Source organism: Lentzea terrae (assembly GCF_003265345.1).
Classification (GTDB): domain Bacteria; phylum Actinomycetota; class Actinomycetes; order Mycobacteriales; family Pseudonocardiaceae; genus Lentzea; species Lentzea terrae.
Window position 1 is genome coordinate 191,902 of record NZ_QFWW01000023.1, and the last position, 13,611, is coordinate 205,512.

The window sequence follows — 13,611 nt, forward strand, 5'->3', positions numbered from 1 at the left end:
CGTCGTCTCGGAACCCCTCCAATGGTTAACCAAGTAGACCGAAACTGGACAACCTGCGCTTCGCAACCGTTTTCGGACTGCTCCATTCGAGTGACGGCAGAGGTCTAGACCTTGACCATCGAGTGGTCTGGACCACATCGTTCCGGTACCCCTGCGACTGAGGAGACCGATGTCCAAGTTCCGATGGCATCTAGCTGCTCTCTTCGCGGCTGTCGCCGCGATGGTCCTCGGAATCGTCGTCGTGCCCGCCGCGAGCGGTGCCGGTGGCGTTTCCGCCACGTTCTCCAAGGGTTCGGACTGGGGAACGGGCTTCGAGGGCAAGTACACGATCACGAACAACAGCGCGGCGGCCCTGACGTCGTGGACTGTCGAGTTCACCATGCCGGCCAACCACCGGGTGACCTCCCTCTGGGAAGGTAGCTACACCACGTCCGGTCAGGTCGTCACGGTCAAGAACACCTGGAACGGCAACATCGGTGTCGGCGCGTCGGTGAGCTTCGGCTTCAACGGTGCGTACACGGGCACGTTCGCCGCTCCCACCAACTGCAAGCTCAATGGTGGCTCGTGTGAGGCGGGCGGGACGAACCCGACCACCACTACTACGACCACCACTACCACTACTACGACCACCACGACTGGTCCGCCGCCGCCTCCCGGCAAGATCAACCTGGGTTACTTCGCCGAGTGGGGTGTCTACCCGGCTCGCAACTACCAGGTGAAGAACATCGACACCTCGGGGTCGGCGTCCAAGCTGACGCACATCAACTACGCGTTCGGCAACGTGTCGGGCGGTCAGTGCACCATCGGTGAGGCGTTCCCCGCCATGGAGAAGGCCATGACGGCGGCCGAGAGCGTGGACGGCGTTGCCGACACGTGGGACCAGCCGGTGCGCGGCAACTTCAACCAGCTGATGAAGCTGAAGAAGAAGTACCCGCACATCAAGGTGCTGTACTCGTTCGGTGGCTGGACCTGGTCCGGTGGCTTCGGCCAGGCGGCGCAGAACCCGGCCGCGTTCGCCGAGTCCTGCTACAAGCTGCTCGAGGACCCGCGCTGGGCGAGCCTGTTCGACGGCATCGACATCGACTGGGAGTACCCCAACGCGTGTGGTCTGTCGTGTGACACCAGTGGTCCCGCGGCGTACAAGAACCTGATGCAGGCGCTGCGTGCCCGCTTCGGTTCGAACTACCTCGTCACCTCGGCGATCACGGCCGACGGCTCGGCCGGTGGCAAGATCGACGCCGCCGACTACGGCCCCGCGGCGCAGTACCTCGACTGGTACAACGTCATGACGTACGACTACTTCGGCGCCTGGGCGGCACAGGGTCCGACGGCCCCGCACTCGCCGCTGACGTCGTACAACGGCATCCCGACCGCCGGCTTCAACGCCGAGGCCGCGATCAACAAGCTGCGTTCGAAGGGCGTGCCGGCGTCGAAGCTGCTGCTCGGCATCGGCTTCTACGGCCGCGGCTGGCAGGGCGTGACGCAGGCTGCTCCCGGCGGCACGGCCACGGGTCCGGCTCCCGGCACGCACGAGCAGGGCATCGAGGACTACAAGGTCCTGAAGACGAAGTGCCCCGCGACGGGCACGGTCGCCGGCACCGCCTACGCGTTCTGCAACGGGCAGTGGTGGAGCTACGACACCCCGCAGACGATCGCCAGCAAGATCTCCTGGGCACGTGGCCAGGGCCTTGGCGGCGCGTTCTTCTGGGAGCTCACCGGTGACACCGCGAACGGAGAGTTGATCACAGCGATGAGGAACGCCCTCGGGTAGTTCCTCACAACGCCGGGAGGGGAGCTGGGTCAACCCAGCTCCCCTTTTGCTTGCTAGCAGAAGACCTCGTTGAGGATGGCCTGGTAGGCCTGACCGGGGTCACCCGGCGTCGGCGCGCTGGTCGCGGACAGCTCCAGGCGCTTCTTGGTGTCCGGCGTGCTCAGCAACTCCGTGGAGTAGCCGGGAATGCCGCCGCCGTGGCCCCAGACCTTGGTGCCGCACGGCAAGGTCTGCACCGACAGGCCGAGACCGTAGTTGGGGCTGATCGACGTGGTCTTGCTGAGTTCCTGCTGCTGCGCGGGCTTGAGCAGCTTGCCGCTCGACAGCGCGACGATGAACGTGTCCAGGTCGCGGGTCGTCGACACCATCTCGCCGGCGGCCCACGCGACCGACGGGTTGATGCGGGTGATGTCGGACGGCTTGCCGTTCACCGTCCAGTAGCCGTGCGCGTGCGGGCCCTTGATGTTGACGCTGTCGCCGGGCACCTCGGTGTCGTTGAGGCGCAACGGCTTCAGGATCCGCTGTTCGACGGCCTTCTCGTACGGCCTGCCGGTCAGCTTCTCGACCAGCAGTCCGGCCACGATGTAGTTGGTGTTGGAGTAGCTCCACTTCGTGCCGGGCGGGAAGTCGAGCGGCTTGCTCGTCGACAGCGCGACGAGCTCCTTCGGTTCCCAGTGCTTGTAGCGGATCTTCTCGAACTCGGCCGGGTCGAGCGGCAGTGCGTCCGTGTAGTTGTAGAGGCCGCTGGTGTGCTGCAGGAGCTGCCGCACGGTGATGTCCTTGTGCGGCAGCAGGCCGGGCAGGTAGCGGTCGACCGGGGCGTCCAGGTCGACCTTGCCCTCCCCCGCGAGCTGCAGCAGCACCGTCGACACGAACGTCTTGGTGATGCTGCCGACGCGGAACCTGCCGTCCAGCGGCACCGGCTGGTTGCTGTCCAGCTCGGCCTTGCCGGAACGGGCGGTGAAGCGCTGCCGCCCGTCCGTGACCCGAGCCTGCACGCCGAGCGCTCCCCCGCTCTGCGCGAGCTGGTCCATCGCCTGCTGAACGACCTTGCGGTCGACCTTCTGCTCATCGGCGAGCGCGGTGCCCGCGGTGGTCAGAGCCAGCAGACTGGCTGCGGTAACGGTTGCTACCAATCGAATCCCCATGGCTCCCACCCTTCCGCCACGAGACTGAGAGCGCATCGGCCCCAGGTCTGAAGCTCTCTCAGGGGAAACCCTGGCTCCTAGCAGAAGACCTCGCCGAGGACCTGCTCCAGACCGGACGACGGATCGCCCACGTTCGGCGAGGTGGCGGCGTTCAACGCGATGCGCTGGCGAGCGTCCGGGGTGGTCAGCACCAGCGAGGCGAAACCTGGCACACCACCGTCGTGGCCCCAGACCGTCGTGCCGCACGGGAGGGTCAGCACCTGCAGACCGAGGCCGTAAGCGGGGCTCAGCGCTGTGGTCCTGGTGAGTTCGCGCTGCTGGGCGGGTTCGAGCAGCCTGCCCTGAGCCAACGCGGCGAAGAACCTGTCGAGGTCATGAGTGGTGGACACGATGTTGCCCTCCGCCCAGAACACGGACGGGTTGAAGCGGGTGATGTCCACCGGCCGGCCGTCGATCGCCCAGTAGCCGTGTGCATGCGGGCCGCGGATCCGGTCGTCTGCCGGGAACACCGTGTCGTTGAGGTGCAACGGCTGCAGGATGCGCCGCTCGACGTTCTTCTCGTACGGCTTGCCGGTGACCTTCTCGACCAGCAGCCCCGCGACGACGTAGTTGGTGTTGGAGTACTCCCGCTTCGTGCCGGGTTCGAAGTCGAGCGGCCTGGCGGTGGAGAGCGCGACGAGCTCCGCCGGTTCCCAGTGCCGGTACCGGATCTGCTCGAAGCCGGCGGGGTCGAACGGGAGGGCCTCGTTGTGGTCGTAGAGGCCGCTGGTGTGCTGCAGCAGGTTGCGGGACGGTGATGCGCTGGTCGATCAGGCCGGGCAGGTAGCGGTCGACCTGGGCGTCGAGGTCGAGCTTGCCCTCACCCACGAGTTGCAGCACGACCGTCGCGGTGAAGGTCTTGGTGATGCTCGCCGCGCGGAACTTTCCGTTGAGCGGCACCGGCCGGTTGCTGCCCAGCTCGGCTTTGCCGGAACGGGCGGTGAAGTGCTCACGGCTGCTCGTGACGCGGACCTGAACGCCCAGCACTCCTGCCTGGACGACCTCGTCGAGGCCTTGCTGGATCACCTCGCGGTCCGTGTCCGCGCGCGCCGTTCCCGCGGTGGTGGCGACCAGCACGGCCGCCACCACCAATGTGGCTTTGCTTCGAATCCCCATGGGAAGCCACGATGACGACACCGCCGGGCGCGGGCATCAGGGATCGCCCTGAGGCGTTCCGCTCAGCAGAACACCTCGTTCAGGATTCCGAAGTAGCCGGACGTCGGGTCACCGGTGCCGAGGCCGGCGGTGGCGGACAGTTCGGCGCGGCGCTTCAGGTCCGGGCTGAAGAACGCGTACGTGCCGTAACCGGGGACGCTGCCGGTGTGGCCGATGATCGTGGCGCCACACGGGGCTTTCTGGATGAACAGGCCGAGGCCGTACTCCGGGCTGACCGCCGTGGTCTTCAGCAGTTCGGCCTGCTGGGCGGGTTCGAGCAGCTCGCCGCTCAGCAACGCGGCGTAGAACGTGTCGAGGTCCTCGGTCGTCGAGATGAGATCACCCGCAGCCCAGAAGACCGACGGGTTCCACCGGGTGGTGTCGATCGGCTTGCCGTTCACCAGACCGTACGAACGCGCGTGCGGGCCGTGGATGTTCGGGTTGTCGCCGGGAAGCACAGTGCCGTTGAGGTGCAACGGCTTCAGGACGCGTTGCTGGACTGCGCGTTCGTAGGACTGCCTGGTGACCTTCTCGATCAGCTGGCCGAGGATGACGAAACCGGTGTTGTTGTACTCCCACTTGGTGCCGGGCTCGAACTGCATCGGCCGGCTCGTCGAGATCGCGATGAGCTCGGCGGGCTTCCACTGCTTGAAGCGGATCGGTTCGAAGCTCTGCGGGTCGAACTCGATCGAGTCCGTGTAGTTGTAGAGGCCGCTGGTGTGCTGGAGCAGGTGGCGCACGGTGATCCGCTGGTCGACCAGGCCGGGCAGGTAACGGGTCACCGGCGCGTCCAGCTCGACCTTCCCCTCGCCTGCGAGCTGGAGCACGACCGTCGCGGTGAAGGTCTTGGTGATGCTGCCGGCGCGGAACCGGCCGTTCAGCGGCACCGGCCGGTTGCTCCCCAGCTCGGCGGTGCCGGATCGGGCGGTGAAGCTGCGGCGGCCTTCCGTGACGCGCACTTGTGCGCCTTGGGCCGCGGTGCTGGTGATCTGGTCCAGGCCCTGCTGGACGATCTTGCGGTCGATCTGCTGGTCATCAGCAACCGCGGTACCGGTGAAGAGCAGGCTGAACGCCGCAACGGTTGCGAGTAGTCGAGTCCCCATGACATCCAAGATGCCGTCAGTAGGGCTTCTTGGCCGCCTTCATGGCCGAAACGAGCATTGAGCGCACTTTCGGCCAATGCACGCCCTGCTGGCACGAGTAAGCCGGGAAGAATCCGCCGCACGTGCCCGAAGCAGCACCGATCTCCCACACGAAGCTCGGCACGCCCAGGTCCTCGTACACCCAGTCATCCGTGGCACCGGACGCGTTGTAGAGCAGTTCACCCGGCTGCCCGGCGCGAAAACCGGACAGCGCCGCCATGTCCTGGGCGATCCTGCGCAGCGCGGCGTCGTTGCCGGTCTTCTGCGTGCTCCAGCCCCACGGGAAGAGCACGTAGTTGCCGTAGCTGTGCATGGAGATCACGGCGCCGGTGGTGTCCGCGGCGGCCGCTGCCGTGTCGCCGGGTGCGCGGGTGTCGCGGTAGAGCTTGCGCCACAACGACTGCAGAGCCTGGGTCTCGACTTCGGAGTCGGGGCGCGGGCCGCGGTAGACCTCGCTGCACTTGTTCGTGGACGTGCCGACCTCGCCCCAGTGCGAGCCGGCGTTGCGGTTCAGGTCCACGCCGCGCTGGCCGGACGAGCAGGTGCCGTTGGCGTTCTTGCGGTGCAGCACCGGTGAGTCGCCGCCGGACTCGACGATCTCGACGCCGTCCGGGTTCGCGATCGGCACCACCCACACCTCGACCGAGCTCAGCAGCGCGGTGAGGTCGGAGCCGACCAGGTCGTCGATGAAGCGCCACGCCATGTCGCCGGTGGTGATTTCGCGCGCGTGGAGTTGTCCCATCACGAACAGGCGCGGTTTCGGGGCGGTGGGCGTCAATGCGCAGTCACCTGCGCGTTTCTGCGTGAGGCAGATGGCTTTCAGGTCATATCCGCCGGAACCCTGGGTCTTGCGCCAGGAGTCGCCGTAGTCGACGACGGTGGCGAGATCGGGATGGGCTGCGGCAACCGAGTCGAGATGGGCGATATGCGCGGTAACCGTTCGGTAGCCGCCGTTGTACGTCGTATCTCCAAGAGAGCGGGGCGCCCATTGAGACGGAGGCATCACCGTCTCAATAGCGGGCCGGAAACCGTCCGCGCGAAGCTTGTCGGCGGTGTGCGCGTCGCCGACGACGAACAGGTCGGCGCCGTCGCGTTGCTCGATCACGTCGTAGCCCGAGGCCAGCAGCCGTTGCGCAGAATCACCCAAAGGTGCAGGTACGCGCAGCACGTACGGCGCTTGCGGACCTTCGGCCGGGGCCGGTGCGGGGCTGAGGAGAAGGCCGAGACAGGCGAGCAGGGCCAAGGCGGTGCGCATGATCAACGATGATGGTCCGTCCGGGCGAACACCGCCAGTTCGTTCGACCGACCGGATGATTACCGTCCGGTGCTTGGGATCTCCGAATCCGGCCACTTGGCGCGTTGTGACGAAAGTCAATAGTATTTCCCCCAGCATCGCAGCGGTTATTGTGCTGACAAGCCGAAACCGACTCAACGAACAGTGAGGTTCCGCAGACAAGTCCGGGGAGTAACGGGAGTGCAAACCATGGATCATCTTTACAACGACACCGTCGCTGAGATCTCTCTCGACTTCCCTTGGCGCGGTTCCCTCACGGACGACGACGAGGGGTTGGAGCCGACCATCGTCCGCAGCATGGACTGACAAAACTCGGGGGTTCCCCATGTCCGGCCTGTCCACCGTCGTCAAGGGCACCGGCCCTGCCCTGCTGCTCGTGCACGGCGCGGGCGGCAGCGTCCAGGCCAACTACGGCCCGATCCTGGGGACCCTCACCCAGTACTTCACCGTCATCGCACCGGATCTGCCGGGCTCCGGCGGCTCGCCGAAGGCCGCGGGGCCGCTCGACCTGGAGAAGCTCGCAGACGACCTGGTGGACGTCGCGGTGCAGGCCGGGCACGAGTCGTTCTTCGTATCGGGCTACTCGATGGGCTGCGCGGTGGCGGTCACCGCTGCCGTGCGGCATCCGGAACGGGTGCGCGGCCTGGTGCTGAGCACCCCGTTCACGAAGATCGACGCCGCGACCAAGGCGAAGATCGACGAGTGGAAGTCGTTGCTGGACGGGTCGCCCGCGGTGCTGTCGCGGTTCATCCTGTCGGTGATGTGCAGCAGGGAGTACCTGGCCCGGCTCACGCCCGCGCAGGCGGAGGGCTTCGCCGAGCTGATCGCGGCGAGCGTGCCGACCGGGTCGCCCGCGCACGTCGACCTGATCCTGAAGATCGACCTGACCGAGCTGCTGCCGCAGGTGTCGCAGCCGACGCTGGTGATCGGCGCGGCCGGCGACCAGTTGCTGTCGCGCAACCTCGGCAAGGAGGTCTCGGACCTGATCCCGGGTTCTAAGTACACCGACATCGCGTGCGGGCACGCGATCGCGCTGGAGTCCGCGATGCCGTGGGCGCGGCTGATCACGGACTATCTGACGTCGGTGTAGCAGTTCTCAGGCGGTGGGCCAAGGCCGTGTGGCGGCGGCCCGCCCCGACCGTGCGCACGGCCTGGCCGATCGCGCGCTTGCTGCCCACCAGCACGACCAGCTTCTTCGCGCGCGTGACGGCGGTGTAGAGCAGGTTGCGCTGCAACATCATCCACGCGCTGGTGGTGATCGGGATGACCACGCACGGGTACTCGCTGCCCTGCGACCGGTGGATGGTCATGGCGTACGCGTGGCTGAGCTCGTCCAGTTCGGAGAAGTCGTAGTCGACGTCTTCGTCCTCGTCGGTGCGGATGGTCAGCTTCTGCTCGACCGGGTCCAACGCGATCACGACGCCCAGGGTGCCGTTGAAGACGCCGTTCTTGCCCTTGTCGTAGTTGTTGCGGATCTGGGTGACTTTGTCGCCGACCTTGAAGACCCTGCCGCCGAAGCGTTTCTCCGGCAGGTTGTCGCGGGACGGTGTCAACGCCTCCTGCAGGACGGTGTTGAGCGCGCCCGCGCCGGCCGGGCCGCGGTGCATCGGAGCGAGGACCTGGATGTCCTTGCGCGGGTCGAGCCCGAACTTGCGCGGGATGCGGTTCGCCACGACGTCGACCGTCGTCGTGGCCGCTTCCTCCGCCTCGTCGGTGCTGAACAGGAAGAAGTCCGGCAGCCCTTGCACCACCGGGTAGTCACCGGTGTTGATGCGGTGGGCGTTCGTGACGACGCCGGACTCCTGCGCCTGGCGGAAGATGTGAGTGAGGCGCACGTTCGGGATCGGACTCCCTTGCGCCAGCACGTCTCTGAGCACCTCGCCCGCACCGACCGACGGCAGCTGGTCGACGTCGCCGACGAGCAGCAGGTGGGCTCCTGGCGGAACGGCCTTCACGAGTTTGTTGGCCAGCAAAAGGTCCAGCATCGACGCCTCGTCCACCACGACCAGGTCGGCGTCGAGCGGGTGGTCCCGGTCGAACGCCGCGTCGCCGCCGGGCTTGAGCTCGAGCAGGCGGTGGACGGTGCGGGCTTCGTGGCCGGTCAGTTCGGTGAGGCGCTTGGCGGCACGTCCGGTGGGTGCGGCCAGCACGATCTTGGCGCGTTTCGCTTGTGCGAGACGGACGATCGAGCGAACCGTGAAGCTCTTGCCGCAGCCAGGTCCGCCGGTCAGCACCGCGACCTTCTCGGTCAGCGCGAGTTTGACCGCTTCCGCCTGGTGCTGCTCGAGTTCGGTGCCCAGCCAGGCGAACGCCTTGTCCCAGTCGACGTTCGCGAAGCTCGGCATGCGGTCCTCTTTGGTGTGCAGCAAACGCTTGAGCTGCCCCGCCAGCGAGATCTCCGCGCGGTGGAACGGGATGAGGTAGACCGCGACCTCGTCGTCCGGAAACTCCTCGCGGACGACGCCCTCCTCCTCGACCAGCTCCGCGAGACAGTCGATGACCAGGCCCGCGTCGACCTGGAGGATCTTGATGGCCTCCGCGATGAGGGACTGTTCCGGCAGGTAGCAGTTGCCGTCGGTGGTGGCCTCGGACAGCGTGTACTGCAGACCGGCCTTGACGCGTTGCGGGCTGTCGTGCGGGATGCCGACGGCCTTCGCGATCACGTCGGCGGTCTTGAAGCCGATGCCCCACACGTCGTTCGCCAGCCGGTAGGGCTCTTCCTTGACGACCTCGATGGCCCGGTCCGTGTACTGCTTGTAGATGCGGACGGCCAACGACGTGGACACGCCGACGCCCTGCAGGAAGACCATGACCTCCTTGATGGCCTTCTGCTCTTCCCACGCCTCCGCGATGGCCTTCGTGCGCTTCGGGCCGAGCTTCGGGACCTCGATGAGGCGTTCCGGCTCCTGCTCGATGACGTCCAGCGCGTGCACGCCGAAGTGCGTGACGATCTTGTCCGCGAGCACCGGGCCGATGCCCTTGATCAGACCGGAACCCAGGTAGCGGCGGATGCCCTGGATCGTCGCGGGCAGGATCGTCGTGTAGTCGTCGACGTGGAACTGCTTGCCGTACTGCGGGTGCGAGCCCCAGTGGCCGCGCATGCGGATGGACTCGCCCGGCTGGGCGCCGAGCAGCGCGCCGACGACCGTGACCAGGTCGCCGCGGCCGGTGTCGACCTTGGCGACGGTGTAGCCGTTGTCCTCGTTGGCGTACGTGATCCTTTCCAGGACCGCTTCGAGGACGTTCATGCTGCGAACCTACATCGAGGTTCTGCACACGATCTTCACAACTTGTCCCGGCGTCCTCCACGACATGCCCATAAAGTCACCGCCATGACAGGTCAGCGCCGGGTGCTCGTCGTGGAGGACGACATCACGATCGCCGAGTCCGTGGCCGCGCGGCTGCGGGCGGAGGGGTTCGTGGTGGCGGTGGCTCACGACGGGCCGTCCGGGGTGGCCATGGCCGCTTCCTTCACGCCTGACCTGGTGGTTCTGGACGTGATGCTGCCGGGGTTCGACGGGCTCGAGGTGTGCCGGCGGATCCAGGCGTCGCGGTCGGTGCCGGTGCTGATGCTGACCGCGCGGGGGGACGAGACCGATCTGCTGGTCGGGCTCGCCGTGGGGGCGGACGACTACCTGACCAAGCCGTTCTCGATGCGCGAACTGGCGGCGCGTGTGCATGTGCTGCTGCGGCGGGTGTCACGGGCCGTTGCGTCGACGTCACTGGAGCTCGGGGACCTGGTGATCGACCTGGCTGCTCGGCGGGTGAAGCGTTCGGGGGTGGAGGCGCATCTGACGCCCACCGAGTACGACCTGCTGGTGTTCCTGGCCGAGCGGCCCTCCGCCGTGCAGGCCAGGGAGCGGCTGCTGGCGGAGGCGTGCGGGTGGCACGAGGGGGCTTCGTCGCGGACGGTCGACAGTCACGTGAAGGCGCTCCGGCGCAAGCTCGGGGCTGACCTGATCCGGACCGTGCACGGGGTGGGGTACGCGTTGGAGGTGCCCCGATGAAGCGGATCTTGGGCTGGATCGAGCTGCTGCCGCGTCCGCTGGACTCGGTGCGGTCGATCAAGCTCAAGCTCGGGATCGTCATCGTGGTGTCGGGGTGCGTGTCGTTCGCGTACTTCCGCTACGTGACGGGGTGGTTGCCACCGCGGACGACGTTGATCGCTTTGGTTTTGGGGCTGCTGACCTCGCAGTTGCTCGCGCACGGCATGACCTCGCCGCTGCGGGAGATGACGTCGGCGGCCCAGTCGATGGCGTCCGGGGACTACTCGCGGTCGGTCCGGGCCACGTCTTCTGACGAGGTCGGGCAGCTTGCGGAGGCGTTCACGGTGATGGCTGCCGACCTGGCCGCCGCCGACCAGCAACGGCGGGAGCTGATCGCGAACGTCTCGCACGAGCTGCGGACTCCGATCTCGGCGTTGCAGGCCGTGCTGGAGAACGTGGTGGACGGGGTGGCGGTCGCCGACGCGGCGACGATGAAGACCGCGCTGGCGCAGACCGAGCGGCTGGGGCGGCTGGTCACCGAGCTCCTGGACCTGTCGAAGATCGACGCCGGGGTGCTCTCGCTGAACCGGGAGAAGCTGTCGGTGTCGTCCTTGGTCGCCGATGTGGTGGCGGAGGCTGCCGTGGCTGCGCCTGCCGCGTCGTTCTCGATCGACGTGCCTGGGGATTTGTCGGTTTTCGCCGACGGGGAACGGCTGCACCAGGTGCTGGTGAACCTGGTGGACAACGCTGCCCGGCACGGACCCACCGGGGGGTTGGTGTCCGTGTCCGGCTACGCGTTCGGTTCTTCGGTGGTGTTGGAGGTCCGGGACGAGGGGCCGGGGATCGCCCTGGCCGACCGGTCGCGGATCTTCGAGCGGTTCACCCGAGGGGAGAGGGCGGGCGGTGGTGGGACCGGGCTCGGTCTCGCCATCGCCCGGTGGGTGGTGGACCTGCACGGCGGCACGATCGCCGTGGTGGATCCCGGGTCGTGCATCCGGGTGAGTTTGCCTCGCTGACTTGGTACTTGTTCGCGCCGCTGGGCGGTGTGACGGTGAAGCACGCCCTTTTCAGGGCTTTGGGAGAGAGAAATGACTGACTCGACTGATTCGCCTGACGCCGCGTCTTCTGACGAGGGCGCTGCTGCTCGGCGGAGGTACCGGAACTTCCGGAAGGTCGGGTACCGGCCGGTCGCCGGGGACTCCTCCGAGGCCTCGGAGGAGATCGAGGAGCCCGGCGAGACGGCGGAAGAGCCCGAGCAGGCGACGGAGCCCGAGAGGGCCGCGGAGCCTGCGAAGGCCGCGGAGCCCGAGAAGCCTGCGGAAGGCACCAGGAAGGACGAGAAGGGCGTGGAAGGCACCGAGCAGGGTGCCCAGGCAGGCTCGCGCAGGGGTACCCCCGAGCCGGGAACCCCTACAACTCAACCTAGCGACGAGGTCCGACAAGATCAGGTGCCGAGCCAAGGCCCTGGTCAGACGCCTCAGCCCGCTCAGGTCGCCACCGCCACCCTGCCCCCGCCGTCCCCCTGGCAGGCCGCGCCCCGCTACCCCACCGCCGGCCCGGTGGTCATCCCAGGACCACCCGGCGTCCCGCTCGTGCCCTGGTGGCGGCCACCCACCGACCCGGCCCCCGCGAAGGTCATGGTCGTCGGCCTCGTCGCAGGCCTGGCCGGAGCGTTCCTGGCCCCGCCCAACAACGGCATCGGCTGGTTCCTGGCCGGTCTGTTCGGCGTCGGCGCCGTCCTCTACTACGCGGGCAAGCCGACAGTCGAGCGCGCGCTGTGGCTGGCCGGTGCGCTGGCGTTTCTCGCGATGGGCTTCCTCAGGGCGGCCGAGTGGATCTTCCCGCTGTGCGTGCTGGCCTCGTTCCTGTGCGGCTCGATCGCCATGGCCGGCGGCAAGACAGTGCGCGGCCTGATCTTCGGGGCGCTCGGGGTCGGGCTCGGCGGGTTGCGGTCGATTCCGTGGGTCGCCAAGGGGCTCGCCAAGCGCGGGCCGATCGGCATCCGGCCGGTCATCTCGGTCGGGGTGGCGCTGGCGTTGCTGCTGATCTTCGGGTCGCTGCTGGCCGGCGCGGACCAGGGGTTCAGCAAGTTCCTCGAGAGTCTGGTGCCGGATCTCGACATCGGCGTTTACGTGCGGATGGCGTTCTTCGGGGGCGTTGCGGCACTTGGGGCGTTGGGTGCGTGCTACCTCGTGGCGGCGCCGGCGAGCATCAACGAGGACGCGGAGAGCAAGCCGGGGTCGTTGCGGATCAAGGACTACGCGCTGCCCGTGGGTGTGCTCGTGTTGCTGTTCGCCGGGTTCGTGGGCACGCAGCTCGCGGTTCTGTTCGGTGGCGAGAAGTACGTGATGGAGACGGCGGGCGTGACGTTCGCCGAGTACGCGCGGTCCGGGTTCTGGCAGCTGCTTTGGGTCGCGATCCTGACGCTCGGCGTCATCGCCGGTGTGGGGCACTTCGCGGCGAAGAAGTCCAAGCAGGATCAGTTGTGGCTGCGGATCCTGCTCGGGTCGCTCGCGGTGCTGACGCTGGTGATCGTGGCGAGTGCGCTGAGCCGCATGTGGTTCTACCAGCAGGCGTACGGGTGGACGGTGCTGCGGCTGCTCGTCGCTTCGTGCGAGATCTGGCTCGCCGTGGTCTACCTGATGGTGATCGCGGGCGGGATCACGTTGCGCGCCAACTGGTTGCCCAAGGCCATCATCGGCACCGGGACGGCGTTCCTGCTCGCGGTGTTCGTGCTGAACCCCGAACGAGTGGTTGCCGACTACAACGTGTCGCGGTTCGAGGCCACGCAGAAGATCGACACGGGCTACCTGGCCACGCTGTCGGAGGATGCGGTGCCGGCGCTCGTCAGGTTGCCTGAGCCGCAACGGTTCTGCGCCTTGAAGTGGGTGCGCGGCCGCAACGTCGAGCAGGACTGGCGCGACTTCAACCTGGCACGCTACAACGCGAAGAAGTCACTCGAAGGTGTTGCGGTGACCGAGGCCACCTGTGAAACGCCTTACTGGGGTGAGAGGTAGCGCGTTAACCCACGGTAAAGTGGCTGGTCCACAAGTTGTCGAGGGGTGAGAAGTGACGC

General features: G+C 67.3%; 9 protein-coding genes and 1 pseudogene. 5 read left to right on the top strand and 5 right to left on the bottom strand.

Going from position 1 to position 13,611, the window contains the following annotated elements; all coding sequences use genetic code 11:
- Positions 1-169 precede the first annotated feature (169 nt).
- Positions 170-1,771 (top strand): glycosyl hydrolase family 18 protein, encoded by a 1,602-nt coding sequence (locus DI276_RS28585; protein WP_112268917.1) that lies wholly within the window; start codon positions 170-172, stop codon positions 1,769-1,771.
- Positions 1,772-1,824: 53 nt separating this feature from the next.
- Here the strand turns inward: DI276_RS28585 and DI276_RS28590 are convergent, their stop codons facing one another.
- From DI276_RS28590 to DI276_RS28605, 4 genes and pseudogenes are all read right to left on the bottom strand, one after another.
- A complete protein-coding gene (locus DI276_RS28590; RefSeq protein ID WP_112268919.1) occupies positions 1,825-2,919 on the bottom strand; it encodes a serine hydrolase domain-containing protein in 1,095 nt (364 codons plus the stop codon).
- A 77-nt stretch (positions 2,920-2,996) separates the two neighbouring features.
- Positions 2,997-4,074, bottom strand: a pseudogene (locus DI276_RS28595) (serine hydrolase domain-containing protein).
- 62 nt (positions 4,075-4,136) lie between these two features.
- A complete protein-coding gene (locus DI276_RS28600) occupies positions 4,137-5,216 on the bottom strand; it encodes a serine hydrolase domain-containing protein (protein WP_112268921.1) in 1,080 nt (359 codons plus the stop codon).
- Positions 5,217-5,232: 16 nt separating this feature from the next.
- On the bottom strand, positions 5,233-6,510 hold the full coding sequence (locus tag DI276_RS28605) for a M14 family zinc carboxypeptidase (protein ID WP_112268923.1): 1,278 nt from the start codon (positions 6,508-6,510) through the stop codon (positions 5,233-5,235).
- A gap of 364 nt (positions 6,511-6,874) precedes the next feature.
- Here DI276_RS28605 and DI276_RS28610 point away from each other — a divergent pair, with 364 nt between their 5' ends.
- Positions 6,875-7,639 carry an alpha/beta fold hydrolase gene (locus DI276_RS28610; protein ID WP_112268925.1) on the top strand — a complete coding sequence of 255 codons (765 nt, stop codon included), beginning with the start codon at positions 6,875-6,877 and terminating at the stop codon, positions 7,637-7,639.
- On the opposite strand, the gene recD2 is transcribed toward DI276_RS28610, so the two are convergent.
- Complete coding sequence (gene recD2, locus DI276_RS28615) at positions 7,614-9,797, bottom strand: SF1B family DNA helicase RecD2 (RefSeq protein WP_112268927.1); 2,184 nt, start codon at positions 9,795-9,797, stop codon at positions 7,614-7,616. The two genes, DI276_RS28610 and recD2, sit on opposite strands and share 26 nt — an antisense overlap.
- Before the next feature lie 84 nt (positions 9,798-9,881).
- Between recD2 and DI276_RS28620 the strand changes: the two genes are divergently transcribed.
- From DI276_RS28620 to DI276_RS28630, 3 genes are all read left to right on the top strand, one after another.
- A complete protein-coding gene (locus DI276_RS28620) occupies positions 9,882-10,556 on the top strand; it encodes a response regulator transcription factor (RefSeq protein ID WP_112268929.1) in 675 nt (224 codons plus the stop codon).
- Positions 10,553-11,551 carry a HAMP domain-containing sensor histidine kinase gene (locus DI276_RS28625; RefSeq protein WP_112268931.1) on the top strand — a complete coding sequence of 333 codons (999 nt, stop codon included), beginning with the start codon at positions 10,553-10,555 and terminating at the stop codon, positions 11,549-11,551. Before DI276_RS28620 ends, DI276_RS28625 begins: the two co-directional genes overlap by 4 nt.
- A 72-nt stretch (positions 11,552-11,623) precedes the next feature.
- Positions 11,624-13,552, top strand: coding sequence for a DUF4153 domain-containing protein (locus DI276_RS28630; protein ID WP_157985009.1), 1,929 nt, complete (start codon positions 11,624-11,626; stop codon positions 13,550-13,552).
- Positions 13,553-13,611 lie beyond the last annotated feature (59 nt).